The sequence below is a fragment of the Sphingomonas arabinosi genome (assembly GCF_036663715.1).
Lineage (GTDB): Bacteria > Pseudomonadota > Alphaproteobacteria > Sphingomonadales > Sphingomonadaceae > Sphingomonas.
This window is the reverse complement of record NZ_JAXOJN010000007.1, coordinates 60996-87366: the sequence shown is the minus strand read 5'-3', so window position 1 is coordinate 87366 and position 26371 is coordinate 60996. Positions and strand designations below refer to the sequence as shown.

The 26371-nt window shown below is 66.5% G+C and carries 25 protein-coding genes; 16 read left to right on the top strand and 9 right to left on the bottom strand.

The annotated features are described in order from the left end of the window. Positions 1-97 precede the first annotated feature (97 nt). The 7 genes from U1708_RS13010 to U1708_RS12980 all read left to right on the top strand — a co-directional run bounded on the left by U1708_RS13010 (position 98) and on the right by U1708_RS12980 (position 10478). Positions 98-2146, top strand: coding sequence for a M13 family metallopeptidase (locus U1708_RS13010; protein WP_332746288.1), 2049 nt, complete (start codon positions 98-100; stop codon positions 2144-2146). Between the two features lie 490 nt (positions 2147-2636). After that, entirely contained in the window at positions 2637-5018 is a 2382-nt protein-coding gene (locus U1708_RS13005; RefSeq protein ID WP_332746287.1) for a hybrid sensor histidine kinase/response regulator, read from the top strand. Between the two features lie 59 nt (positions 5019-5077). Next, on the top strand, positions 5078-5428 hold the full coding sequence (locus tag U1708_RS13000) for a response regulator (protein WP_056062573.1): 351 nt from the start codon (positions 5078-5080) through the stop codon (positions 5426-5428). A 299-nt stretch (positions 5429-5727) separates the two neighbouring features. After that, positions 5728-7449 (top strand): dihydroxy-acid dehydratase, encoded by a 1722-nt coding sequence (gene ilvD / locus U1708_RS12995; RefSeq protein WP_332746286.1) that lies wholly within the window; start codon positions 5728-5730, stop codon positions 7447-7449. A 19-nt stretch (positions 7450-7468) separates the two neighbouring features. After that, positions 7469-7786 carry a hypothetical protein gene (locus U1708_RS12990; RefSeq protein WP_332746285.1) on the top strand — a complete coding sequence of 106 codons (318 nt, stop codon included), beginning with the start codon at positions 7469-7471 and terminating at the stop codon, positions 7784-7786. Continuing rightward, positions 7783-9267 carry an NAD(P)H-hydrate dehydratase gene (locus U1708_RS12985; RefSeq protein WP_332746284.1) on the top strand — a complete coding sequence of 495 codons (1485 nt, stop codon included), beginning with the start codon at positions 7783-7785 and terminating at the stop codon, positions 9265-9267. Before U1708_RS12990 ends, U1708_RS12985 begins: the two co-directional genes overlap by 4 nt. Beyond that, complete coding sequence (locus tag U1708_RS12980; protein WP_332746283.1) at positions 9264-10478, top strand: class I SAM-dependent RNA methyltransferase; 1215 nt, start codon at positions 9264-9266, stop codon at positions 10476-10478. The genes U1708_RS12985 and U1708_RS12980 overlap by 4 nt, the downstream gene beginning before the upstream one ends. A gap of 55 nt (positions 10479-10533) precedes the next feature. On the opposite strand, the gene truA is transcribed toward U1708_RS12980, so the two are convergent. Continuing rightward, positions 10534-11292, bottom strand: coding sequence for a tRNA pseudouridine(38-40) synthase TruA (gene truA, locus U1708_RS12975; protein WP_332746282.1), 759 nt, complete (start codon positions 11290-11292; stop codon positions 10534-10536). After that, a complete protein-coding gene (gene fmt, locus U1708_RS12970) occupies positions 11289-12215 on the bottom strand; it encodes a methionyl-tRNA formyltransferase (RefSeq protein WP_332746281.1) in 927 nt (308 codons plus the stop codon). The genes truA and fmt overlap by 4 nt, the downstream gene beginning before the upstream one ends. Before the next feature lie 54 nt (positions 12216-12269). Here fmt and recR point away from each other — a divergent pair, with 54 nt between their 5' ends. From recR to U1708_RS12955, 3 genes are all read left to right on the top strand, one after another. Next, complete coding sequence (recR, locus tag U1708_RS12965) at positions 12270-12866, top strand: recombination mediator RecR (protein WP_056420182.1); 597 nt, start codon at positions 12270-12272, stop codon at positions 12864-12866. A gap of 33 nt (positions 12867-12899) precedes the next feature. Next, positions 12900-13424, top strand: coding sequence for a peptide deformylase (gene def / locus U1708_RS12960; protein ID WP_332746280.1), 525 nt, complete (start codon positions 12900-12902; stop codon positions 13422-13424). 450 nt (positions 13425-13874) lie between these two features. Then, positions 13875-15317 (top strand): DNA recombination protein RmuC, encoded by a 1443-nt coding sequence (locus tag U1708_RS12955; protein ID WP_332746279.1) that lies wholly within the window; start codon positions 13875-13877, stop codon positions 15315-15317. 402 nt (positions 15318-15719) lie between these two features. Here U1708_RS12955 and rplI read toward each other — a convergent pair whose 3' ends face one another. The 4 genes from rplI to U1708_RS12935 all read right to left on the bottom strand — a co-directional run bounded on the left by rplI (position 15720) and on the right by U1708_RS12935 (position 17525). Beyond that, positions 15720-16316 carry a 50S ribosomal protein L9 gene (rplI, locus tag U1708_RS12950; protein WP_307084114.1) on the bottom strand — a complete coding sequence of 199 codons (597 nt, stop codon included), beginning with the start codon at positions 16314-16316 and terminating at the stop codon, positions 15720-15722. Between the two features lie 12 nt (positions 16317-16328). Continuing rightward, complete coding sequence (gene rpsR, locus U1708_RS12945; protein WP_031393978.1) at positions 16329-16553, bottom strand: 30S ribosomal protein S18; 225 nt, start codon at positions 16551-16553, stop codon at positions 16329-16331. A 2-nt stretch (positions 16554-16555) separates the two neighbouring features. Then, positions 16556-16990, bottom strand: coding sequence for a 30S ribosomal protein S6 (gene rpsF / locus U1708_RS12940; RefSeq protein ID WP_132739164.1), 435 nt, complete (start codon positions 16988-16990; stop codon positions 16556-16558). Positions 16991-17165: 175 nt separating this feature from the next. Next, complete coding sequence (locus U1708_RS12935; RefSeq protein ID WP_332746278.1) at positions 17166-17525, bottom strand: RcnB family protein; 360 nt, start codon at positions 17523-17525, stop codon at positions 17166-17168. Positions 17526-17734: 209 nt separating this feature from the next. Here U1708_RS12935 and fabD point away from each other — a divergent pair, with 209 nt between their 5' ends. From fabD to mltG, 6 genes are all read left to right on the top strand, one after another. Further along, positions 17735-18694 carry an ACP S-malonyltransferase gene (fabD, locus tag U1708_RS12930; protein ID WP_332746277.1) on the top strand — a complete coding sequence of 320 codons (960 nt, stop codon included), beginning with the start codon at positions 17735-17737 and terminating at the stop codon, positions 18692-18694. A gap of 34 nt (positions 18695-18728) precedes the next feature. Beyond that, the gene (locus tag U1708_RS12925) at positions 18729-19151 is read left to right on the top strand and encodes a GxxExxY protein (protein ID WP_332746276.1); all 423 of its coding nucleotides are present in this window, start codon (positions 18729-18731) and stop codon (positions 19149-19151) included. A gap of 14 nt (positions 19152-19165) precedes the next feature. Next, positions 19166-19906 carry a 3-oxoacyl-[acyl-carrier-protein] reductase gene (fabG, locus tag U1708_RS12920; protein ID WP_332746275.1) on the top strand — a complete coding sequence of 247 codons (741 nt, stop codon included), beginning with the start codon at positions 19166-19168 and terminating at the stop codon, positions 19904-19906. A 77-nt stretch (positions 19907-19983) separates the two neighbouring features. After that, on the top strand, positions 19984-20220 hold the full coding sequence (locus U1708_RS12915; RefSeq protein WP_031393971.1) for an acyl carrier protein: 237 nt from the start codon (positions 19984-19986) through the stop codon (positions 20218-20220). Positions 20221-20341: 121 nt separating this feature from the next. Then, on the top strand, positions 20342-21604 hold the full coding sequence (fabF, locus tag U1708_RS12910; protein ID WP_132739146.1) for a beta-ketoacyl-ACP synthase II: 1263 nt from the start codon (positions 20342-20344) through the stop codon (positions 21602-21604). Between the two features lie 98 nt (positions 21605-21702). Then, entirely contained in the window at positions 21703-22671 is a 969-nt protein-coding gene (gene mltG, locus U1708_RS12905; RefSeq protein WP_332746274.1) for an endolytic transglycosylase MltG, read from the top strand. 163 nt (positions 22672-22834) lie between these two features. Here mltG and eda read toward each other — a convergent pair whose 3' ends face one another. From eda to edd, 3 genes are all read right to left on the bottom strand, one after another. After that, positions 22835-23443, bottom strand: a complete 609-nt coding sequence (gene eda / locus U1708_RS12900; protein ID WP_332746273.1) for a bifunctional 4-hydroxy-2-oxoglutarate aldolase/2-dehydro-3-deoxy-phosphogluconate aldolase — start codon at positions 23441-23443, stop codon at positions 22835-22837. Beyond that, complete coding sequence (glk, locus tag U1708_RS12895; protein ID WP_093399288.1) at positions 23440-24408, bottom strand: glucokinase; 969 nt, start codon at positions 24406-24408, stop codon at positions 23440-23442. The genes eda and glk overlap by 4 nt, the downstream gene beginning before the upstream one ends. Positions 24409-24555: 147 nt before the next feature. Beyond that, positions 24556-26370 (bottom strand): phosphogluconate dehydratase, encoded by a 1815-nt coding sequence (gene edd, locus U1708_RS12890; RefSeq protein ID WP_332746272.1) that lies wholly within the window; start codon positions 26368-26370, stop codon positions 24556-24558. Position 26371: the final 1 nt, after the last annotated feature.

The window sequence follows — 26371 nt, the reverse complement described above, 5'->3', positions numbered from 1 at the left end:
CGAAAGACGCCGTGCGTGACCCTGGGGCCCTGCTTTCGCAGGGGAACGGCATCGGCGAACGGTATAGTGTTTGACTAAGCTTCTCCCGGAGAACCCCATGAAGTCGTTCATCGTCGCCGGCCTTCTCGCCGCAACCGCCATCACCGGCGTCACCGCCGCCATCTCGCAAACGGCTGAGCCGACCCCGCCAGCGCCCGCCAGCTCGACCGGCGCCCAATTCGGCACCTTCGGCTTCGACGAGAAGGGCATGGACAAGTCCGTCCAGCCCGGCAACGACTTCTACACTTACGCCAACGGCAACTGGTCCAAGACCACCCCGATCCCTGCCGACAAGTCGAACTACGGCTCGTTCAACCTCCTCTCCGACCTGTCCGAGAGCCGCACCCGCGGCATCCTCGACACCGCCGCCAAGGACCCGAACTCGAAGATCGGCCGCGCCTACGCGACCTATCTCGACACCGGCACGATCGAGGCCAAGGGTCTCGCGCCGATCCGTCCCTGGCTCAAGAAGATCGCCGCGATGACCAACCGCGCGCAATACCCGTCGCTGCTCGCCGAAGCCGACCGCGCCGGCATCCGCGGTCCGTTCGGCGGCGGCGTCGGCCAGGACGACAAGTCCCCTGAGCAATACGCGCTCTCGCTAGGCCAGTCCGGCCTCGGCCTCCCCGACCGCGATTATTACCTCAGCGCGGACGCGAAACTGGTCGAGGCGCGGAACGCCTACCGCGCGCACATCGTCAAGATGCTGACGCTCGCCGGCGAACCCAATGCCGAGGCCCGCGCCACCGCCTTGCTCGCATTCGAGACCGAGATCGCCAAGGTCAGCTGGACCCGCGTCGACAGCCGCGACGCCACCAAAACCTACAACAAGATGACCGTCGCCGATCTCGCCAAGCGCGCGCCCGGCTTCGATTTCGTCGCCTATTTCAAGGGGATCGGCACGCCCGTCCCGACCGTCATCGTCGCCCAGCCCTCGGCGATCACCGGCATCGCCAAGCTCGTCTCGACCGCGCCGATCGGTGTGCTCAAGGACCAGCTGATCCTGCGCTCGCTCGACGGCTATGCCGACGTCCTCCCCAAGGCGTTCGATGCCGAGCAGTTCGCGTTCTACGGCACCGTCCTTGGCGGCACGCCCGAGCAGGAGGCGCGCTGGAAGCGGGGCGTGCAGTTCACCAGCGGCGCGCTCGATGATGAGGTCAGCAAGCTCTACGTCGCGCAGTATTTCCCGCCCGAGACCAAGGCTGCGGCGGACACGCTGGTCAAGAACGTGCTCGCCGCGATGGGTCGCCGGATCGACAAGCTCGAATGGATGGCGCCCGAGACGAAGGTCAAGGCGCACGCCAAGCTCGCCGCGTTCACGCCCAAGATCGGCTATCCCAGCCAGTGGAGGGATTTCTCAGGCCTGGAAATCACGAGCGGCGATGCGTTCGGCAACGAATGGCGCGCGAACGAATGGCAGCACCAGGACAATATTTCCAAGCTCGGCAAGCCGTTGCAGCGCTGGGAATGGGGCATGACACCGATGACGGTGAACGCCTACGCCAATTTCGGCATGGTCGAGATCGTCTTCCCCGCCGCGATCCTTCAGCCGCCGTTCTTCGATCCGAAGGCCGACGACGCGGTCAATTACGGCGGTATCGGCGCGGTGATCGGCCACGAGCTGAGCCATCATTTCGACGACCAGGGCTCGAAATACGACGCCAAGGGTCAGCTCACCGACTGGTGGACGGTGAAGGACATCGCCGGCTTCAACGCACTCACCGGCAAGCTCGGCGCGCAATATGATGCCTACGAACCGCTCCCCGGCATGCACGTGAAGGGCCAGCTCACGATGGGCGAGAACATCGCCGATCTCGCGGGTCTGACGGTGGCGTACGATGCGTACCACACCGCGCTCGGCGGCAAGGCGGCACCGGTGATCGACGGCTTCACCGGCGACCAGCGCTTCTACCTCGGCTGGGCGCAGGTCTGGCGCCGCAACTACCGCGAAGCCAACCTTCGCAACCGCTTGCTGACCGATCCTCACTCCCCGTCGCAGCAGCGCGCGTGGGTCGTGCGGAACCTCGACCCCTGGTACGCGGCGTACAAGCCGACCGCTGGGCAGAAGCTGTACCTTACCCTGGAGCAACGCGTTCGGATCTGGTAAACCATTCGCGAACTGGAGGAATGCGCCCAAGTCCGCCCAACCCCAACGGTCTCCCCTCCCTGAAAGGGAGGGGCAGGGGGTGGGTAGGCCGCTTGGGAAGCACGACGTCCGCCAACAAGCCGACCCACCCCCAACCCCTCCCTTCCAGGGAGGGGAGCAGAAGAATTTGCAGTGGATCGCTTAGCGCCGACGCCTAGGTTCCCCCGCGAAAGCGGGGGGCAGGAATCACGAACGCTATCGCCCGTAACCCTGGACCCCCGCCTCCGCGGGGGAACAGGAGGGGGGTGAGGTGCACGTATCGAAGCCAGCCACCCCGGCGAAGGTCGGGGCCCAGTTGGGGGACGTTGCTGAGGACGGACGGCGCTTCGTTACGACTACCTTTCCAATTGGGCCCCGGCCTTCGCCGGGGTGGTGCAATGACAGACGCACTCCCCAACACCACCGCATCCCGCTTGACGCCTAACCCCACAACAGCGGATGACCCTCCGCGATGGCATCGTTCGCTTTACCCGCCCCCGCCCGCAACGCGGCACTCGTCGCCGCCACCTCGGGGATCGCCGCCGCCGCGATCGTGCTGTTGCTCGTCGGCAGCTGGATCGCCGCCGCCGGTTTCTTCGCCGCCGCCGTCATCGTCATTGGCGCGCTGATCGCCTGGCGCCTGCTCAATCCCGTCGCCAAGGACGTGCTCCGCCCTGTCGACTGGGACCTCACCCGCACCGTCGCCGAAGCCGGTACCGACGCACTCGCGATCACCGACCGCGCCGGGCGGCTCGTCTGCGCCAACGATGCCTACGAAGCGCTGTTCGAAGGCTTTCCCACGCCCCCCGGCCTGCCGCTCGACGAGGCCGGCAACGCAGCACTCGCCGACGCCGGCCGCGCGGCCTGGCGCGACGGCGGCGCGCAGGTCGATCGCCTCAACGCCCGCAACCTCTGCCTCTCCGCGCAGATCGCCCGCGCCGGCGACGATGCCGACATGCTCGTCTGGCGCTTCGGCACAGCGCAGGAGCACGACCTCGCCGAGACGCTCGCCGCGCTGCTGACCGGCCCGACCGGAGACCGGCTCGGCGGCAGCGGCATCATGGCCGCGTTGCTGTCGCCCGACGGCCGCATCCACACCGCCAACCGCGTGCTGCGCGCCAGGGCGTGCGGCGACGAATACGACTCGATCGAAGGCCGCGACTTCGCGCGCTTCCTGATCACCGACAGCCGCGGCCTGGTCCGCTTCGAACGCGAAGGACTCGAAGGCACGCCGCTGCGCGTTCTCCAGATCCCGTTCCTCGACGGCGACGACGCGCCCGTGCTGATCGCGCTGCTCGACGAGGAGGAGAACGCCCCCGCGCTCGGCGCCAGTGCTTCGGCACACGTCCGCAGCCTGGTCAGCATGATGCCGTTCGGGATGGCGTTGGTCGACCGCGACGGCCGCTTCCTCCAGATGAACGATTCGTTCCTGCGCGCGGCGGGGGTCAATTCGGTCGCGCCGCCGCTCTATCCGGGCGATCTCGTCGTCCGCGAGGACAAGGCAGCGGTCGCCGACGCGATCCGCAAGTTCGCGAACGGCGCGACGCACTCGGCCGACATGGCGGTCCGCCTCAAGGATCACCCCGACGAACCGGTCGCGCTCACCATTGCCGGCGCGCGCGGGCTCGGCGACGCGGCCGTCCTGCTCAGCCTCAAGAACAACAGCGAGGAAAGCCGCCTCAAGCGTGAGGTCGCGCAGGCCACCAAGATGCAGGCGGTCGGCCAGCTCGCCGGCGGTGTCGCGCATGATTTCAACAACATCCTGACCGCGATCATTGGCCACTGCGACCTGATGCTGATGCGCCATTCGCCCGGCGACAGCGATTACGACGACATCCAGCAGGTCCGCACCAATTCGAACCGCGCCGCCAGCCTGACACGCCAGTTGCTGGCCTTCTCGCGCCAGCAAACGCTCCGCCCGCAGATACTGCAGCTCCCCGACGTCGTCTCCGAAGTCTCGAACCTTCTCAAACGCCTGATGGGCGAGAACGTCCGTCTCGACATGACGCACGGTCGCAACCTGGGCCCCGTCCGTGCCGATCCCGGCCAGCTCGAGCAGGTCGTCGTCAACCTCGCGGTCAATGCGCGCGACGCGATCGTCTCGGCGAACGCGCGCGGCGGCGGCGTGCTCACGATCACCACCCGCGCGGTGCCCGCATCCGAAGTGCGCGAGATGGCGTCCGATATCCTGCCCGTCGCGGACTATACCGCGCTGATCGTTCAGGACACCGGCACCGGCATCCCGCCCGACGTCCTGCCCAAGATCTTCGAGCCGTTCTTCACGACGAAGGAATTCGGCAAGGGCACCGGGCTCGGCCTCTCGACCGTCTACGGCATCGTCAAACAGTCCGGCGGCTACATCTTTGCGGACAGCAAGCCGGGGCAGGGCGCGACCTTCTCGATGTACCTGCCGGTCCATTCGGCCCCCGCCGCGACCCGTCCCTTGGCCGTCAAGCCGACGCCGAAGCCCGTCGACCTCTGGGGTACGGGCACGATCCTGCTGGTCGAGGACGAGGACATGGTCCGCGCCGTCGCCGAACGTGCGCTCACGCGCCAGGGCTACACGGTGCTAACGGCCGAAAACGGCGAGAACGCATTGGACGTGCTGGAGAGGCACGGCCGCCCCGATCTGCTCATCAGCGACGTCGTGATGCCGCATATGGACGGCCCGACGATGGTGCGGCATGCGCGCGATAAATTCCCCGACCTGCCGATCCTGTTCATGTCGGGCTATGCCGAGGAGCAACTGCGCAAGTCGATCGACCTCGACAACGTCGCGTTCCTGCCCAAACCCTTCTCGGTTCAGGAACTTGCCGAAGCGGCACGAGACGTGCTGGCAGCGCGCCGAGACTAGGCCAGGGGGACTCGAACAAGATGTTGGCAAGTCGTAACAATCCCGACTATGCGTGAGGCATGACCGCTACCCAGCAGATCCTCATCGTCGAGGACGAACCGTTGATCGCCATGATGCTCGAGGATTTTCTTGAGGTATTGGACAAGGGAGTCGCGGGCTCCGTCGACACCGTGGCCGACGCGTTGAAGCGGATCGAGGAGGGCGGCGTAGACGGCGCGATCCTCGACGTGAACCTGCGCGGCGGTGAAAAGAGCACGGCCGTCGCCGAAGCGCTCGCCGCCAGGGGCGTCCCGTTCGTCTTCGCCACCGGCGGCGGCGACGACGGCGTAGCACCAGAATTCCGCGACCGCCCGCGCCTGCAAAAGCCCTTCACCATGGACGGCGTAGCAAAGGCCCTCGAAGGCCTCTGACTTCTTCCCCCCCTCCCTGAAAGGGAGGGGCCGGGGGTGGGTCGGCCGCTTGGGGGGGATGACGTCAGCCAATAGGCCGACCCACCCCCAAACCCCTCCCTTCCAGGGAGGGGAGCATCTCCAGTCATTCCCGCGGAGGTGACAATCCATACCGGCGGATCTCACTGACAAGACCGCCGCCCATCGCCCTTCTGGATACCTGCCTTCGCGTGGATGCGCTTCATTGCGACGCTCCCACTCCCAAAATTAAACGCAACTCTCTTGCGCAAATACCCTCTCCCGCGACATAGGCGTTCGCCATGACCCGCACATTCGATAAATCGCGCCTGCCGAGCCGCCACGTCTCCGTCGGCCCCGAACGCGCCCCGCACCGCAGCTATTACTATGCGATGGGCCTCGACGAGGAGCAGATCGCGCGGCCGTTCGTCGCGCTCGCCTCTGCCGGCAACAACTCCGCGCCCTGCAACACCACGCTCGATGCACAGGCCGACGCCGCGCAGGCCGGCGTCATCCAGGGCGGCGGCATGCCGCGCCGGTTCAACACGATCACCGTCACCGACGGCATCGCGATGGGCCATCAGGGGATGAAGGCAAGCCTCGTCAGCCGCGAAGTCATCGCCGACTCGGTCGAACTCTCGGTCCGCGGCCATTGCTACGACGCGCTCGTCGGATTCGCCGGTTGCGACAAGTCGCTCCCGGGTATGATGATGGCGATGCTCCGCCTCAATATCCCGTCGGTGTTCGTCTATGGCGGCTCGATCCTCCCCGGCCGCTATCAGGACCGCGACGTCACCGTCGTCGACGTGTTCGAGATCGTCGGCAAATACGCCGCCGGCGCATGCCCGCTCTCCGAAGTCCACGCGATCGAGAAGGTCGCTTGTCCCGGTCACGGCGCGTGCGGCGGGCAATACACCGCCAACACGATGGCCTGCGTCGCCGAGGCGATCGGTTTGTCGATCCCGAACAGCAACATGGTGCCCGCACCTTACACCACGCGCGAACAGATAGCCGTGGCGGCCGGCGCGCAAGTCATGGAGTGCCTCGCCGACAACATCCGCCCGCGCGACATCTGCACGCGAGAAGCGTTCATCAACGCCGCGCGCGTCGTCGCCGCGACCGGCGGCTCGACCAACGCCGCTCTGCATCTCCCTGCGATGGCGTCCGAAGCCGGCATCGAGTTCGACCTGTTCGACGTTGCCGAGATATTCAAGACAACGCCTTACATCGCGGACCTCAAACCCGGTGGTAAGTACGTCGCCAAGGACATGTACGAGGCCGGCGGCGTCTACATGCTGATGAAGACCATGCTCGCGGGCGGTTTCTTGAACGGCGATTGCCTCACCGTGACCGGTAAGTCGCTCGGCGAGAACATCGACCAGGTGACGTGGAACCCCGACCAGAAGGTCATCTACGACATTAAGACCCCGCTGACCCCCACCGGCGGCGTCGTCGGGCTGCGCGGCAGTCTCGCCCCCGACGGCGCGATCGTGAAGGTCGCGGGCATGCACCGCCTTCAGTTCTCAGGGCCAGCGCGCGTGTTCGACTGCGAGGAGGACACCTTCGCCGCCGTCGAAAACCGCGAGATCAACGAAGGCGAAGTCATCGTCATCCGCTACGAGGGCCCCAAGGGCGGCCCCGGCATGCGCGAGATGCTGTCGACCACGGCCGCGCTCTACGGCCTCGGGATGGGCGAGAGCGTCGCGCTGATCACCGACGGCCGCTTTTCGGGCGGCACGCGCGGCTTCTGCATCGGCCATGTCGGCCCCGAAGCGGCAGACGGCGGCCCGATCGCCTTGGTCGAGAATGGCGACATCATCCACATCGACGCCGAGGCCGGCACGATCGACCTCGACGTTCCCGAGGACGTGATGGCGGCGCGCCGTGCTGCGTGGGTGCCGCGCGCCAACGATTATGGCTCAGGCGCATTGTGGCGCTATGCGAAGACCGTCGGCCCGGCCTACAAGGGTGCCGTCACGCACCCCGGAGCCGCAGCCGAAACCCATGTCTACGCGGATATCTAAGCGAATACTGACGCTTGCCGTGCTTCTCTCGCTCCCGCTGGTAGCATGTGGGGTAGGGCAGCCGAACAGCGAGCAGGTCGAGACGCAGCAACGCAGCGAAATCACGAGCGACATCCGGATCGCCTGCGCACACGGGGACGCCGCGTTCGCTTCCATGTGCACGGTCGAGCAGGCGCAAGGGAGCGACGGCCTGGTCTCGACGGTCCGCCATCCCGACGGTGCGTTCCGTCGGTTGCTGGTGACGCAGGACTGTCGCGGAGTGATCGCAGCGGACGGCGCCGAGGTCGCGCTGGGCGGCGGCCGCTACCGCCTTCCCGCGACCATCAAGACGTCATGATCGACATCGAAGCCCAGCCCATCCTCACCGCCGCCGAAATGCGCGCAGCGGAAGACGCAGTGATCGCCGGCGGCGTCTCGGTCGAAACGCTGATGGACCGCGCCGGCACCGCGATCGCGCACGCGGTCCGCCGGTTGGCGGGTGTGAACGAGGTGCTGATCCTCTGCGGCCCCGGCAACAACGGCGGCGACGGGTACGTCGCAGCACGGGTGCTGACGGAGATGGGCGCGGCGGTCCGCGTCGCGGCGCTGTCGGAACCGAAGACGAACGCGGCAAAGTCGGCAAGGGCAGGGTGGTCCGGCCCCATCGAAACGCTGGCGGAGGCAAAGCCCACCCCAATCCTAGTGGACGCGCTGTTCGGCACCGGCCTGACGCGCCCGCTCGATGCCGAGCCCGCCCCAGCTCCAGGCCGTTCCCCCGCGGACGCGGGGGCCCAGCTGAGTTCCAAGGGCTCTCCGGACGGCTTACTCTGTGCCTCCGCGTCCGCGGGGGAACAGTCTGTTGTCGGGCGCCTCCATTTCCTCGCCAACGCCGCGCAGCTCAGCATCGCCGTCGACCTTCCAAGTGGCCTCGCCACCGACTCCGGCCAAGCCCTCAGCCAACCCCCAGTATTCAACCTCACCTTAGCCCTCGGCGCGGTAAAACCCGCCCACCTCCTCCAACCCGCAACCCGCTACTGCGGCCAGATCCGCCTCCTCGACATCGGCGTCCCCACCACCAGCCAAGCCGAAGTCATCAAAACCCCGAGCCTCCCAAACCCCGGCCCGGACTCGCATAAATACACCCGCGGCATGGTCGCGATCATCGCCGGCACCATGTCCGGCGCGTCCGACCTTGCCGCGCTCGCCGCGATGCGCGCCGGCGCCGGCTACGTGACCCTGCTCGGCGACAGCCAAGGCCCGCCGCACGCGCTCGTCCGCACGCCATTCTCCGACCAAGCCCTCGCCAACGACCGGATAGGCGCACTCGTGATCGGCCCCGGCCTCGGCCGCGACGACCTCGCCAAAGTCCGCCTCGAAGCTGCGCTGAATTCCGGCCACCCGCTGATCATCGACGGCGACGCACTGCGCCTCCTCGACCCCGATCGGATCAAGGCGCTGAAGGTCCCCGTCATCCTCACCCCCCACGCTGGCGAGTTCGACGCGCTCTTCGGCAAGTCGGATGCCGACAAGATCACCCGCGCCCGCAAAGCCGCCTCCCGCGCCAACGCCATCGTAGTCTTCAAGGGCGCGGACACCGTCATCGCTGCGCCCGACGGTCGCGTCCGCATCGCACAAGACGCCAGCGACTGGCTCTCCACCGCCGGCACCGGCGACGTCCTCGCCGGCGCGATCGGCGCGATGCTCGCCGCAAAGCTCGATCCGCTCGATGCAGCCTGCGCCGGAGTGTGGCTCCACGGTGACGCTGCCCGCCGATTGGGGCCCGCGTTCATCGCCGACGACTTGGCGGAAGCGCTTCGGTCCGCCAGAGGGGCGCTATGACCTCCGACACACCTAACACCATCATCCGCGTCGCAGCCCGCGGCGACGGCATGACCGCCGACGGACGCCACGCCGCCTTCGCCGCACCGGGCGACACGCTTACCGCCGACGGCACCGTGATCCCCGGCCCGCACCACCAGACGCCCCCCTGCGTGCATTTCCCGACCTGCGGCGGCTGCCAGCTCCAGCATCTCGACGACCAGGCCTATGCCGAGTTCGTCACCGACCGCATCGCCTCCGCGCTCGACGGCCAGGACCTGTCCGCGTCGATCCGCACCCCGCACATCTCGCCCGAACGCAGCCGCCGCCGCGCGACGCTCCACGCCGAAGGCAAGGGGGGCAAGATCACGCTCGGCTTCACCGCCGAAAAGGCGCACACGATCGTCGACATCAAGGAATGCTGGATTCTCGATCCGCGCCTGTTCGCGCTCGTCCAGCCCTTGCGCCAGCTGCTCAAGCGCCTCAATTTCCGCCGTCGCGCCGACATCCACCTGACGCTCGCGGACCAGGGCGCGGACATCCTGATCACGGGATTCGCCCCCGAAGGCCTCCCCGCCGCCGAAGCGCTCACGAAATTTTGCGAGGACCACAAGATCGCCCGGGTCGCGTTCGACGACGGTCTCGGCCCCGAGACGCGCTGGGAGCCCGACTCGGTCACGATCACCTTGGGCGGCGTTCCCGTGCCGCTCCCGCCCGCCTCGTTCCTGCAGGCTACTCCGGATGGTGAAGCCGCACTCACCGCCGCAGTTCTCGAAGCGATCGGCAAGCCCGCGACGGTCGCCGACCTGTTCGCCGGCCTCGGCACTTTCACGCTCGCGATCCCCGCAAAGGTCTACGCGGCCGAAGGCGCCCGCGACGCGCTCGGCTCGCTGAAAGCCGCTGCGCACCGCACCCAGCGCCCGGTCTACCCGGAGCACCGCGATCTCTATCGTCGCCCGCTGACGGTGGCTGAACTCGACCGCTTCGACGCGGTGGTAGTCGATCCGCCTCGCTCGGGGGCACGCGAACAGGCGACCGCGCTCGCCGAGTGCAAGGTGCCGGTGATCGTCTACGTATCCTGCAACCCGGCCAGCTTCGCGCGTGATGCGAAGGAGCTGTGCGATGCCGGCTGGCGGATCGACTGGGTCCAGCCGGTCGGCCAGTTCCGGTGGTCGACGCATGTCGAGCTCGCCGCGAAGTTCGTCCGCGACACTCCCCAACCGTCATCCTGACGAAAGTCAGGATCCAGGGTACCGAACGCTGCGCCCCGTTACTCTGGGTCCCGGATCAAGTCCGGGATGACGAAGAAGGGTAAACCGCACTCACGAAGAACAACCCATCCGGCGGCGCATTCAGCCCCAGCATCGCCCGATCCTTCGCCGCCAACGCAGCCGCCACATCGCCAACCGCCCAGCGCCCCATACCCACCAGCGCAAGACACCCAACCATCGACCGCACCTGATGATGCAGGAACGATCGCGCCGCCGCATAAACAAACAGACGCTCCCCCTCACGCACCACCTCAAGCCGATCCAAAGTCCGTACCGGACTGTCCGCCTGGCAATGCGCCGAGCGAAACGTCGTAAAATCATGCCGCCCGATCAGCACCCGCGCAGCCTCCGTCATCGCCCCCGCATCCAACGGCTGAGGAACCTGCCACGCCAGCCCCGCCTCGAACGTCAGCGGCGCGCGCCGGTTGACGATCCGGTACTCGTACGACCGCCCGATACACGAAAACCGCGCATGCCAATCGTCGTCGACCATTTCGCACGCCAGCACCGACACCGGCGCCGGCTTCACCAGCGCGTTCAGCCCCTCCATCAACCGAAACGCCGCGACCGGCTTTTCGATATCGACATGCGCGCGCATCGCGATCCCATGGACCCCCGCATCGGTCCGCCCCGCCGCCTGCACCGACGCGGTCTCGCCGGTCATCTTCAGCACCGCCGCCTCCAGCGCCGCCTGCACGCTCGGCCCGTGCTTCTGCCGCTGCCAGCCCATGAACGGCCGCCCGTCGAATTCCACCGTCAACGCGAACCGCGTCAAAGCTGCGTCCCCGAGCGGATCGGAAACCCGCGCAGCAATTCCTCCGCCGACGTCACGCCGCGTCCCGCCCGCTGCACCAAGGTCGGCCGGATCGCCCCGTCGCCACACCCGATCGTCAGCTCGGCATTGACCGTCAGCCCCTCGCACCCAAGAAACGAGAACGGCAACACGTCAGCCGCCAGCACCTTCACGCGCTCGCCCGCATGCTCGAACCACGCCCCAGGCGCCGGGTTCATCGCCCGCACCAGCCGCTCGACCTCGACCGCCGACCGCTCGAAATCGATCCGTGCCTCCGCCTTCTCGATCTTGGCCGCATAGGTGACGCCCTCCTCGGGCTGCGGCCGGGCAGGGTAGGCGTCGAGATCGCCCAGCACCTCGACCATCAGCCGCGCGCCCATCGCCGACAGCTCGGCGGTCAGGTCCCCCGCAGTCTTGCCGACGATAGGTGTCCGCCCCTCGAGCCGCACCGGCCCGGTATCCAGCCCGGCCTCCATCTGCATGATCCCGACCCCCGTCTCGGCATCGCCCGCGAGGATCGCCCGCTGCACCGGCGCCGCCCCGCGCCACCGCGGCAACAGCGAACCATGCACGTTGAGGCACCCGAACCGGGGCGCTACCAGCACCGCGCGCGGCAGAATAAGACCATACGCCGCAACCACCGCCACATCCGCGTCCAACGCCGCAAATGCCTCACGAGCCTCCAGCCCCTCCGGCAAAGATGCCTTGAACGACACCGGCGTCCGCATCTCGATCCCGAGCGCTTCCGCCCGAACCTGCACCGGCGACGGCACCAGTTCGCGCCCGCGCCGCCCGCCCGGCCGGGCAGGCTGGCAATACGCCGCCACCACGTCATGCCCCGCCGCCACGAGGGCCTCCAGCACCGGTACCGCGAAGTCCGGCGTTCCCATGAAGATGATCCGCATGGCCCCTCTCGAACACGCTGGCGGGGAGCGACGCAACCCCCTATCTGTTCCGGTATGGCATCCCCCGAGATCGAGGCGCTGACGCAGGCGCTGGCCCGGCTCCCCGGCCTCGGCCCCCGGTCCGCACGTCGCGCCGTGCTGCATCTGCTCAAGAAGCGCGACGCGGCGCTGGGTCCGCTTCGCGAGGCGCTGACCGCGGTCGACGAGCGGCTGGAGAACTGCACCACCTGCGGCAACGTCGACACCACCAACCCCTGCGCGATCTGCGCCGACCCGCGCCGCGATCAGCGCTCGCTCTGCGTGGTCGAGGAAGTCGCCGATCTCTGGGCACTCGACCGCTCGCGGCTGTTCCCCGGCCGCTTCCACGTCCTCGGCGGGCGCCTTTCCGCGCTCGAAGGTATTCGCCCCGAGGACCTCAGCATCGACAGCCTCGTCCGTCGCATCGAAGCCGGCGGCATCGACGAGGTCGTCCTCGCGATGAACGCCACGCTCGAAGGCCAGACCACCGCGCATTACATCGCCGAGCGCATCGAACGCTTCCCCGTCCGCGTCACGCAGCTCGCGCACGGCCTGCCGGTCGGCGGCGAACTCGACTATCTCGACGAGGGCACGCTGGCGCAGGCACTAAGGGCCAGAAGGCCAATGGCTTGACGCACCCGGCACGCGTACCTTAGCGGACGCGCTATGACCGTCATGACCGTTCTCGAAGTCCCCGATCCCCGCCTGCGCCTCGTCGCCGAGCCGGTGGAGACGGTCGACGACTCCATCCGCACGCTCGTCGCCGACATGATCGAGACGATGTACGACTTCAACGGCATCGGCCTCGCCGCGACCCAGGTCGGCGTGCAGAAGCGTGTCCTCGTCATCGATCTCCAGGAGGAGAAGGACGAGGAAGACAAGCCGATCAAGAACCCTAAGGCGTATATCAACGCCGAGATCCTGTCGGTCAGCGACGAAGTCTCCACCTACAACGAGGGCTGCCTCTCGATCCCCGAGCAATATGCGGAAGTCGCGCGGCCGGCGCGTTGCCGCGTGAAGTGGCTCGACGAGACCGGTGCGGCGCACGAGGAGGATTTCGACGGGTTGCTGTCGACGTGCATGCAGCACGAGATCGACCATCTCGATGGCGTGCTGTTCATCGACCACATCAGCCGCCTCAAGCGCGACATGGTGCTGAAGAAACTGGCGAAGCAGCGCAAGCTGGGGTGAGGGGACGTGGGTAATGCGATTGTGTAGCCACCCGCGCGCTTAGCTAGGCACCACCCCGGCGAAGGCCGGGGCCCAATTGGGGGACGTCGCCAACTGAGCGCAGTCCCTCGTTACTGCGACCTTTCCAATTGGGCCCCGGCCTTCGCCGGGGTGGTATTATTTGAGCAGGTGCAAACTCTCCAGAGTTGTCGACCCGCCCCCTCTAGTTCCCCCGCGAAGGCGGGGGCCCAGGACCACAAGCGCATCTCGCGTAACTTGGACTCCCGCCTTCGCGGGAGAACGGGCGGCGTATTTACCCCCTGTCCTACATCAACCGTTCGACGTATGTTCCACGCATGACGTCTCCATCCCCCTCCCAAACCCGCTCGCTAACGCGCCCATCTCCCCCCCAGGAAATGCTTCGCCAGCGTCTATACTTCCTATACTTCACTCCCATTCCGGCCGCGCAAAATGGCTGAGTTCGCCATCATCGCCGTCCTCGCGCTAGCCGCTGGCATCCTCCTCGGCTGGCTCCTGGCCTCCCGCCGCGCCGCAACCCTAGCCAGCGAGCTCGCCGTCGCGCAGACCAAGGTCGCCGACGCCGAAATCATCCGCACCGCGCGCGACGCCGTCGAACGCGAACGCAACGCCGCGATGCAGGACCTCGCCACGCTCCGCGCGCAGAACGCCGAGCGCGCCACCGACACCGATCGCCTCCGCTTAGATTTGGAAGCTATTCGCAAAGATCGTGACGCGGCGCGCACCGAGAATGCTACTCTCAAGGCTCAAGGCGAAGCGTTCGAAGTACGTCTTCGCGAGGCGAAAGACGTCATGGCCGCGCAGTTCGGCGACGTCGCCAACAAGCTGCTCAGCGACGCGCAGAAGACCTTCCTCGAACGCGCCGACGCCCGCTTCCGCCAGTCGGAGGAATCCGCCGGCCTCAACCTGAAGTCGATGCTCCAGCCGGTCAGCGACCGCCTGCAACGCTACGAGGAAGGCGTCGCCAAGGTCGAAGCCGAGCGCCGCGACGCGTTCGGCGACCTCAAGGGGCAAATCGAACAGATGCGCCTTGGCCAGGAGAAGGTCTCCACCGAAGCCGCAAAGCTCGTCAATTCCTTGCGCAACGCCCCCAAGTCGCGCGGCCGCTGGGGCGAGCAGCAGCTCAAGAACGTCCTCGAAACCTGCGGCCTCAGCGAACACACCGACTTCCAGACGGAGGTCTCGGTCGCGGTAGGCGACGACGGCGCCCGCCTCCGCCCCGACGCGATCATCCGCGTGCCCGGCGGCCGGGCGCTCGTCATCGACGCAAAGGTCTCGCTCAACGCGTACCAGGACGCGTTCGGCGCAGTCGACGATTCCGAACGCTTGATCGGCCTAGCCGCCCACGCGGCGTCGATGCGCGCGCACGTCAACGGCCTCGGCAACAAGGCCTATTGGAGCCAGTTCGCTGACACTCCCGACTATGTCATCATGTTCGTCCCCGGCGAGCATTTCCTGTCAGCCGCGCTCGAACACGACCCGACACTCTGGGATTTCGCGTTCGAAAAGCGCGTGCTGCTGGCAACCCCGACCAATCTGATCGCGATCGTCCGCACGGTCGCCGCGGTCTGGCGCCAGGAAAAGCTCGCCAACGAAGCACGCAAGATCGGCGAACTCGGCAAGGAAATGCACGATCGCCTCGCGAAGGTCGCCGACGACCTGCGCAAGGTTGGAGTCGGCCTCAACAGCGCGGTGAAGAACTTCAACGGCTTCACCAACTCGTTCAACGGCCGCCTGATGGTGACCGGCCGGAAGTTCCGCGACCTGAACATCGAGACCGGCGCGAGGGACTTGGAGGACGTATCGTCGGTGGACGCGCTAGCGCTAGGCGAGGGGCCAGCGCTGATCGAGAAGCCGGAAAACGTCGAAAGCTGACCTCCCAGTATCACCACCCCGGCGAAGGCCGGGGCCCAATTGGAGGACGCGAATGATGGACGCTGCGATCCGTCACTCCAGCTTTCCCAATTGGGCCCCGGCCTCCGCCGGGGTGGTAGGGAAGTAGCGTTATTTAGCATCGAAAACCGATCGGTACAAAATTCGTTCACCTCCCGGAAACCTTTCCCGACCCCGCGCATTAACCTCGGCAACACCCCCTCGAAGAGTCACCCGGCCATGAAATCCCTACTCCCCGTCCTCTGCGCCCTGATCCCCTTCGCCGCCATGATCGGCGCCTGCGTCACCTGCCCCTGATCCCCGTCTCGAAAGCACAAAAGAAAAGGCCCGCCCGGATCGCTCCGGGCGGGCCTTTCTGTATCGGCTAGAAGGGAAGCGAAGGGATTAACCCTGCGCCTCTTCCTCCTGGTCGCGCGGTGCTTCGGCGGTCGCGCCGGGCTCTGCGTTCGGATCGTAATCCTCGACGAAGCCGGCCTCGTCGCGCTCGAACATCGACGACATCACGTCGACGCCCGAAGCCTGCATCTCGGCCTCTTCAGGCGAGCGTGCGACGTTGACCTTGACGGACACCGACACTTCAGGATGCAAAGCAACCTTCACGGTATACACGCCGATCGCCTTGATCGGACGATCGAGGACGATCGCCGACTTGCCGACCTTGTGACCGTCGGCCACCAGCGCATCGACCAGATCGCGAACCGCGACCGAACCGTAGAGCTGACCGGTGTTCGACGCCTGACGGATCAGGGTCACGGTCGCGTCGTTGAAGGTCTTCGCTTCGGTCTCGGCATCGCTGCGACGCGATGCGTTGTCCGATTCGATCTTCGCACGGTTTGACTCGAATACCTTGCGGTTCGCGTCGTTCGAACGAAGTGCCTTCTTGTTCGGGAGAAGGAAGTTACGGGCATAGCCGTCCTTGACCTTAACCACGTCGCCGATGGCGCCGAGCTTCTCGACGCGTTCCAGCAGAATGACGTCCATGGGGAGCCCTCCTTACTTAACGATGTAGGGCAGCAGGCCCAGATGACGCGCACGCTTGATGGCCTGGGCCAGTTCGCGCTGCTTCTTCGCGGCCACCGAAGTGATACGCGAAGGGACGATCTTGCCACGCTCGGACACAAAGCCCTGCAGCAACCGGACGTCCTTATAGTCTATCCGGGGAGCGTCTTTAGCAGAGAACGGGCAGCTCTTGCGGCGGCGGAAGAATGGACGTGCCATGGTTATTCTGCTCCCTCTTCACGGTCGCGGCGCGGGCCACGATCGGGCCGATCGCCACGATCCGGACGGTCGCCACGGCCACCCTCACGGTCGCCACGACGCTCGCGGTCACGATCTTGCTTGCGCATCATCACGGTCGGGCCCTCTTCGAGGGTGTCGACCTTGACCGTCATGTAACGGATGATGTCTTCGTTGATCTGGGTCTGGCGTTCCAGCTCTGCGATCACGCTGCCCGGGGCATCGATCTCGAGCATGACATAGTGCGCCTTGCGGTTCTTGGCGATCTTGTACGCCAGCGAACGCAGGCCCCAGTTCTCGGTCTTTACGACCCGACCTTCGTTGTCGTTCACGATCTTGGTGGCGATTTCCGCCAGTGCGTCCACCTGCGCTTGTGCCAGATCCTGGCGCGCAAGGAACACGTGCTCGTAAAGAGCCATGTCTTGTCCTTCGTCTTGGCCGATCGCTGATACACGCCCCATGCGTGCACCCCTCCGGCTGTCGTCTTAGAAAACGGCGTCTAGAATGCAAACAGGGGCGAGAGACGCGAATCTCTCACCCCGGTTGCAGAGCGCCTTAGCCGATTACCCGGCAAAGGCAAGGTTGGTGTGGGTGTTACCGGCGGAAAGCGCCGCCACGAACCTGGACCACGTTGCCGCGACCGTTGATCAGGAGCGCATCGTTGCCCGAGCGGACCCACTGGCTGCCACGCGGCGGGGCGGCGAGGCGATAGTTGCGATACGTCGTGATCACCCGGTAGTTCTGCGCATAGCGGCGATCGAAGCGCTGGCCGGCGCGCCAGTTGCGATACTGGTTCGGGCGGACGACGGTCTTCTTGGTGACGACGGTGCGGCCATTGTTGTTCTGGCGCACGGTGGTCACTTCGCGACGCTGCTGTGCCTCGGCGGGGGCTGCGGCGAGCAGCGGGCTGGCGACGAGGGTAGCGGCAAGTGCGCTGAGGATGAACTTCTTCATGGGTAATCTCCCGTTTGAAACACGGCGCCGTTGTGCGGCGTCATCCCTAATCTGGGACCGGATTGTCGCAGGCGCTTGTCGCATCGGTCGCGAAATGGTCGCCATTTGTCGCAAAGCTGGCAGGTTCGTTCAGGTTCGCGGAGTTGCAACTCAGCCCGCACCTTTATAGGCCCCGCGCTCAAACGAAGACCGAACACAGAGGAGAGGTCATGCGCGCGTTCATCTTCCCCGGTCAGGGGAGCCAGTCTGTCGGCATGGGCAAGGCGCTCGCCGACGCCAGTGCCGCCGCCCGCGAGGTCTTCGCCGAAGTCGACGAGGCGCTCGGCCAGCACCTGTTCCGCCTGATGAGCGAAGGTCCGGCGGACGACCTGCTCCTCACCGAGAACGCGCAGCCCGCGATCATGGCGAACGCGATCGCCACCTTGCGCGTCGCCGAGAAGGAAGGCGGCCTCCGCCTCGCCGACAAGGCCGATTATGTCGCCGGCCACAGCCTCGGTGAATACACCGCCTTGTGCGCCGCCGGTGCGCTAGACCTGTCGACCACCGCCCGCCTCCTGAAACTCCGCGGTCGCGCGATGCAGGCCGCGGTACCGGTAGGGGAGGGTGCCATGGCCGCGCTGCTCGGCACCGACCTCGAAAAGGCGCAGGTCATCGCCGGCGCAGCGGTCGACGCGATCCTCGCGGAAGGCGGCCCCGAACTGATCTGCACCGTCGCCAACGACAACGACCCCTCGCAAGTCGTCATCTCCGGCCACCGCCTCGCCATCGAAAAAGCGATCGCGCTAGCCAAGGACCTAGGCGCCAAGCGCGCGGTATTGTTGCCCGTCTCCGCCCCCTTCCACTGCCCCCTGATGCAACCGGCCGCCGAAGCGATGGAAGCCGCCCTCATGGACGCCGACCTCCGCGCGCCTTTGGTCCCGGTCTTCGCCAACGTAGACGCCACCGCCGTCGCCGACCCCGGCGCGATCCGTCATCTGCTGGTGCAACAGGTCACCGGCATGGTCCGCTGGCGCGAATCGGTGTTGGCGATGCACGCTGCGGGCGTCGAGCATTTCGTCGAATTCGGCGGCAAGGTCCTCAGTCCCATGGTCAAGCGCATCACCCCCGACGTGGAGACCACCAGCGTCATCACGATGGACGACATCGAGGCGTTGATTAAGGTACTGTAGATTTTCGCGCAGAGGCGCTGAGGACGCAGAGCCCATGAAAGATATCGATGTGGTCAGCGGTGACGTCCTGGATGTCGCTCTGCGACTGCATCGAGATCTTGGGCCGGGGCTGCTGGAAAGCGTTTATGAAGCGGTCCTTGCCGGTCGATTGGTTGCAATGGGCTACACTGTGGCGCGGCAGCGACCGATCGATATCGAGTTCGAAGGCTTGCGCTTCGAGGCAGCGTTCCGGATCGATCTGCTTGTTGACGACCGATTGGTCGTCGAGATCAAGTCGGTCGAGCGACTTCTCCCCGTCCACGCCAAGCAACTGCTGACCTATCTCAGGTTGACCAAACAGCCCGTCGGGCTGCTCATCAATTTCGGCGGCGCCACCCTGAAAGAGGGCGTCCGCCGCCTCGTCAACAACTACCGCCCCTCCGCGTCCTCCGCGCCTCTGCGCGAACAAATTTCTTAAATCTGGAGACCAAAATGTTCGACCTCACAGGCATGACCGCCCTCGTCACCGGGGCATCCGGCGGGATCGGGTCCGAGATCGCCAAGGCCCTAGCCGCCCAAGGCGCGCGCCTCGCCGTATCCGGCTCCAACGCCGACAAGCTCGAAGCCTTCCGCGCCACCCTGAAAGGCGACCACGTCGCGCTCCCCTGCAACCTCTCCGACGCAGCCGCCGTCGACGCACTCGTCCCCCAGGCCGTCGAAGCGCTCGGTGGCAAGCTCGACATCCTCGTCAACAACGCCGGCGTCACCCGCGACAACCTTGCGATGCGGATGAAGGACGACGAGTGGGACAGCGTCATCCGCGTCAATCTCGAAGCCGCGTTCCGTCTCATGCGCGCCGCCGCCAAGCCGATGATGAAGGCAAGGTTCGGCCGGATGATCTCGGTTACCTCGATCGTCGGCGTCACCGGCAATCCCGGCCAGGCGAACTACGCCGCGTCGAAGGCCGGCCTGATCGGCATGTCGAAATCGATGGCGCAGGAGCTCGCCAGCCGCGGCATCACCGTCAACTGCGTCGCGCCCGGCTTCATCACGTCGCCGATGACCGACGCGTTGCCCGACGCGCAGAAGACCGCGCTCACCGCGAAGATTCCCGCCGGTCGCCTCGGCGAAGGCGCAGACATCGGTGCGGCGATCGTGTATCTCGCAAGCCGTGAAGCCGGCTACGTCACGGGACAAACCGTGCACGTGAACGGCGGGATGGCGATGATCTGAACTTGCGCGCTGAACTGCCGCGTTCTAGGTGCGTTCAGGAAATACCGAAAACCCCCAGATTTGAAGAGGGAACTACCATGAGCGAGACCGCTGACCGCGTGAAGAAGATCGTCGTCGAGCATCTCGGCGTCGAAGCCGACAAGGTGACCGAGGACGCGAGCTTCATCGACGACCTGGGCGCAGACAGCCTCGACATTGTCGAACTCGTCATGGCGTTCGAGGAAGAATTCGGCGTCGAGATCCCCGATGATGCCGCCGAGAAGATCGCAACCGTCAAGGATGCGATCACCTATATCGACGAGCACAAGGCCTGATCAGGGTCTAGGGTTCAAACCTTTGGACCTGCCCTGAAGGGTGTGATTTGAGCGGCTCCCCGTCCTTGGGCAAAGAGGGCGGGGAGCCGTTTCGTTTTGAGAGAAGACGGAGTTTGAAGCCATGCGGCGTGTCGTCGTAACCGGGCTAGGCCTGGTCACCCCCCTGGGGGCGGATGTTGAAACGGCCTGGGCGAATATCCTCGCCGGCAAGTCGGGCGCGGGCCCGATCACGCGCTTCGACGCGTCGGATCAGGTGTGCCGCATCGCCTGCGAGGTGAAGCCCGCCGACCACGAGTACGGCTTCGATCCCGGCAAGCGCGTCGACCACAAGGTCCAGCGCCAGGTCGATCCGTTCATCATCTATGGCATCGACGCGGCCGGTCAGGCGCTCGAAGACGCCGGGCTGACCGAGATGACGCTCGAGGAGAGCTGGCGTGCCGGCGTATCGATCGGCTCGGGCATCGGCGGGCTTCCGGGGATCGAGAGCGAATCGATCGTACTCCATACCAAGGGCCCGCGTCGCGTCTCGCCGCACTTCGTCCATGGTCGGCTGATCAACCTGATCTCGGGTCAGGTCTCGATCAAATACGGCCTGCGCGGTCCGAATCACGCGGTCGTAACCGCCTGCTCGACCGGCGCGCACGCGATCGGCGATGCCGCGCGGATGATCGCGATGGACGACGCCGACGTGATGCTCGCGGGCGGCGCGGAGGGCACAGTCTGCCCGCTCGGCATCGCCGGGTTCGCTCAGGCGCGCGCGCTGTCGACCAACTTCAACGATTCGCCCGAGAAGGCCTCGCGCCCTTACGACAAGGACCGCGACGGCTTCGTGATGGGCGAGGGCGCTGGTGTGCTGGTGCTCGAGGAATATGAGCACGCCAAGGCGCGCGGCGCGAAGATGTATGCCGAAGTGATCGGCTATGGCCTTTCGGGCGACGCGTACCACGTGACCGCGCCGCATCCCGAAGGCGACGGCGCGTTCCGCTCGATGCAGATGGCGATCAAGAAGTCAGGCCTCGCGCTCGAGGACATCGATTACATCAACGCGCACGGCACCTCGACGCCTTTGGGTGACGAGCTCGAACTCGGTGCGGTCCGCCGCCTGTTCGGCGATGCGATCTCGGGGCTGTCGATGTCGTCGACCAAGTCCGCGATCGGCCATTTGCTCGGCGGTGCCGGCGCGGTCGAGAGCATCTTCTGCATCCTCGCGCTGCGCGACCAGATCGTGCCCCCGACGCTGAACCTCGACAATCCGAGTGACAGCTGCGTGGGGGTCGACCTCGTTCCGCACGTGGCCAAGAAGCGTGAAGTCCGCGCGGTGCTGAACAACTCGTTCGGCTTCGGCGGCACGAATGCGTCGCTGGTGATGACGAAGGTCCAGTAATCCTGTTCCCCGGCGAAGGCCGGGGTCCAGTTGGGTGATTGGTGTGATTTATCGGAGGGCCTGCCCAACTGGGCCCCGGCCTCCGCCGGGGAACTATAGTGCGCAAGGTCGGCTGTTTCGGACTCGTCTTAGGCTTGGTGGCGGTCGTTGCCCTGTTCCTAATCGTCCAAGGCTGGGGCGGCGCGGGGCCAGCGCCGCGCGCATTGTCGGTCCAGGTTCCCCAAGGTTCGAGTTTGGCAGCCGCAGCGGTCGAACTCCAAAAGGCCGGCGCGATCGGGTCCGCCACCCGGTTCCGCCTCTACGCGCGCGTGTTCGGCTCGGGCGACCCGATCAAGGCGGGCGAATACCAGATCCCCGCACACGCCAGCCCGTCCGACATCCTAAAACTCATGCAGGGCGGCAAGGTCGTCCAGCGGCTGGTAGTGGTGCCCGAGGGCTATCCCTCTGTCTTGGTCCACGACGCTCTGATGAAGGCGGAAGGCCTCACCGGCACCGTACCGATCCCCGCAGAAGGTTCGATCTTGCCCGACAGCTATGCGTTCGAGCGCGGCGACACGCGCGCGGCGGTCGTCGTGCGGATGCAGTCGGCGATGAAGACTTACCTCGCCAAGGCCTGGGCGGCGCGCAAACCCGGTATCGCGGTGAGCTCGCCAGAACAGGCGATCATCCTCGCCTCGATCGTCGAGAAGGAAACCGGCAAGCCCTCCGAACGCCGCACCGTCGCCGCGGTCTATGGCAACCGCCTGCGTAACGGCATGCCGCTCCAGGCGGACCCGACCGTGATCTACCCGATCACCAAGGGCCGCCCGCTAGGCCGCCGTATCCTGCGCTCCGAACTGCACGCGAAGAACGGCTACAACACCTATGCCGAGGCGGGCCTGCCGGTCGGCCCGATCGCCAATCCCGGCCGTGCCTCGATCGACGCGGTGCTCGATCCGGCGCAGACCCAGGCGCTCTATTTCGTAGCGGACGGCACCGGCGGCCACGTGTTCGCGAACACGCTGGAAGAACACAACGCCAACGTGAAGAAATGGTACGCCATCCGCAAAGCCCGCGGCGAGATGTAATCCTCCCCGGAACGGGGAAGGGGGACCATCCGCAGGATGGTGGAGGGGGCTCACCGCGAGCGTACCGTCAGTGGGGCGGGATCCCGCAGGCGGGACGCTCGTGGCACTCCCCCTCCACCCCGCCGCTACGCGTCGCGGTCCCCCTCCCCGGAACGGGGAGGAATTACCCCCGCAAAGCGTTCGCCGCGCGCGCCTTGATCTCGATCTCGGCCATCGTCCCGCCGGTTACCCAGCTCCCGCCAACACAGAGCACCGGCTTGAACGCCAGCCACTCGGGTGCGCTCGCCTCGGTGATCCCGCCGGTCGGGCAGAAGCTGCACTGATAGAACGGCGCGGCCAGGGCCTTGAGCGCCTTCAACCCGCCATTTGCCTCGGCCGGGAAGAACTTGAAGTGCGTCAGCCCCAGGTCGAGCCCGGTCATGATATCCGCCGCATTCGCGATCCCCGGCAGGAACGGAATGCCGCTCTCGATGATCGGCATGGCGAGGCGTTCGGTCAGCCCCGGCGAAACGATGAATTCCGCCCCCGCGTCGCGAACCTGTGCGAACTGCTGCGTGTTGACGACGGTACCCGCGCCGACGATCGCGCCCGGCACCTTCTTCATCTCGGCGATGGCTTCGAGCGCGGCACCGGTGCGCAACGTCACCTCGAGCACGCGCAGGCCACCGGCGACGAGCGCCTCGGCAAGCGGGCGGGCGAGCGCCGCGTCCTCGATCACCAGCACCGGGATGACGGCGCTGGTCTGCATGATGTCTGTGATGGTTGCGGTCATTGGGTGTGTTCCTGTGCGAAGGCGGCCGCGGCGCCGAACAGGCCGGGCTGGGGATGGGTGATGAGCTTGACGGGCATCGCTGCCATCATCGTCTGGAAGCGACCCTTGGCGACGAACCGTTGGTCGAAGCCCGAGCGGATGAGCCGATCCTTGATCCGGAAGCCCAGGCCACCGGCGATCACGACCGCCTTCGCGCCCTGCGCCAGCGCAAGATCGCCCGCGACCGCGCCGAGCGCGAGGCAGAACCGGTCGAGCGCGGCGAGCGCGATCGAATCGGTGCCGTCGATCGCCTCGGTCCAGATCGTCTTGTCGTCATGGCTGGGAACCGCGCGGCCCTCCAGCGCGGCAAGCGTCTCGTAGATCGCGACGATGCCGGGCCCGGCGACGACTCGCTCCGCCGAGACGCGCGTGAACGTCTTGCGCAGACGCTTGAGCAACGCGTCCTCGATCCCGTCGAGTGGGGCGAAGTCCATATGCCCGCCCTCGGTTTCGAGGACCTGATAGCCGTCCTTGCGCCGCAGCAACTGCGCGACGCCAAGCCCCGTACCAGGGCCGCAGATCGTCGTGATGCCCTCTGAGGGCAGCGGCGTATCGGGGCCGCAGAGGTGGATAAAGTCGCTGCTCGGCACCTGCGCGACGGCATGGCCGACCGCACCGAAATCGTTGACGACCACCCACTGGTCCGCCTTCAACCGTTCGGTGATCAACGACTTGCGGATGATCCACGGGTTGTTGGTGAGCCGGATGACGTCGTTCGCGACCGGCGACGCCACCGCGATCGCCAGCGCGCGGGGGAGGGGGCGACCGAGCCCCGCCTCGAACGCCTGATACGCGGTCTGGAGCGACGCGTGGTCCGCGGTCTTCAGCGTCGCCGGCTCGCCGAGCGACACGACGCGGCCATTCTCGACCTCGGCGATCGCGAAGCGCGCGTGCGTCCCGCCGATATCTGCCGCTACGATTTCCATGTCATCCTCCGTCTATTATTATTGTCCCCCGTCATCCCAGCGAAAGCTGGGATCTCAGGCCGCATAGTCCGTCCCCGTGGCGCGAGGTCCCGGCTTTCGCCGGGATGACGGGGGTGTGGCCGAAGTGACGGCGGCGTGTGTGACGTTCTAAAGCCCAGCGCCCGCCAGCATCGCCGACGCACCCTTCTCGGCCTCGTCGGCAAGCCCGCGGAACATCCCGAACAGCTCACGGCCCATGCCGCTCACCGGTGGCGGCGTCGCCTCCATCTGGCGCGTGGCCCATACATCCGCATCGACCAGCGCCTCCAGCGTTCCGTTGACCGCATCCACCCGGATCATGTCGCCATCGCGGATCAACCCGATTGCGCCATCGAGCAGCGCTTCTGGCGAGCAATGGATCGCGCACGGCACTTTCCCGCTCGCGCCCGACATGCGCCCGTCGGTGACCAGCGCCACCTTGAACCCGCGGTTCTGCAACACCCCCAGAGGCGGCGTGAGCTTGTGCAGTTCCGGCATCCCGTTCGCGCGCGGCCCCTGGAACCGGACGACGACGACGACGTCCTTCTCCAGCTCGCCCCGCTTGAACGCCTCGATCACGTCCAACTGGTCATTGAACACCACTGCAGGCGCCTCAACGATCCACCGCTCGCGCTCGACCGCCGATACCTTGATGCAGGCGCGACCGATATTCCCGGCGAGAATCCGCATCCCCCCATCCGGCGAGAACGGCGCGGTGGCCGGGCGCAGGATCGTCTCGTCGCCGCTATCCGGCGTATCGCGCCAGGCGAGCGTGTCGCCTTCGACGACCGCGGTCTTCGCATAGGCCGACAGGTCCTCGCCGCCGATCGTCATGATATCGCCGTGCAACAGGCCTTCGCCGAGCAGTTCGCGGATCACATAGGGCATGCCGCCGGCAGCTTCGAACGCGTTCACGTCGGCCGAGCCGTTGGGATACACGCGTGCGATCAGCGGGACCGCGCAGGAGAGGCGGTCGAAATCCTCCCAGTCGATGATGATCCCTGCCGCGCGAGCGATCGCCGGAACGTGGAGCAGATGGTTGGTCGAGCCGCCCGTCGCGAGCAGGCCGACCGCGGCGTTCACGATCGCCTTCTCGTCGACGCAATGCCCGAGCGGCCGGTACGAATCGCCGCGCGCGCCGATCTTCGCCAGCCGGTGCACCGCTGCCCGCGTCAATTCCTGGCGCAGCTTCGTGCCCGGATTGACGAACGCCGCGCCCGGCATGTGGAGGCCCATCACCTCCATCATCATCTGGTTGGTGTTGGCAGTGCCGTAAAAGGTGCACGTGCCCTTCGAATGATACGCGCCGATCTCGGCCTCGAGCAGTTCCTCGCGTCCGACCAGCCCTTCCGCGAATTTCTCGCGGACGGCGGCCTTGGCCTTGTTGGGCAAGCCGGTCGGCATCGGGCCGCCGGGGATCAGCACCATCGGCAAATGGCCGAAGCGCAACGCGCCCATCAGCAGGCCGGGGACGATCTTGTCACAGATGCCGAGCAGCGCCGCGCCCTCGAACGTGCCGTGGCTCAGCGCAATCGCCGTGCTCAACGCGATCGTGTCGCGGCTGAACAGCGACAACTCCATCCCCGGATAGCCCTGCGTCACGCCGTCGCACATCGCCGGCACGCCGCCCGCGACCTGCGCGGTTGCCCCCGCTTCGCGCGCCCAGACCTTCATCAGTTCCGGGTAGCGATAATAGACCGCGTGTGCCGACAGCATGTCGTTATACGCGGTGACGATGCCGATGTTCATGCCGGCATCGGCCTTCATCGCGTCGCGATCTTCCTCGGTCCCGGCATAGGCATGCGCGAGGTTCGCACAGCCCAGACCCGGACGTCGGACCTGCGCCGCCGCCTCGCGCTCGATCAGCGCGAGGTAGGCGGCGCGGCTGTCGCGAGACCGCTCGATGATCCGGTCGGTGACCGCGGAGACGACGGCGTTGAGCATC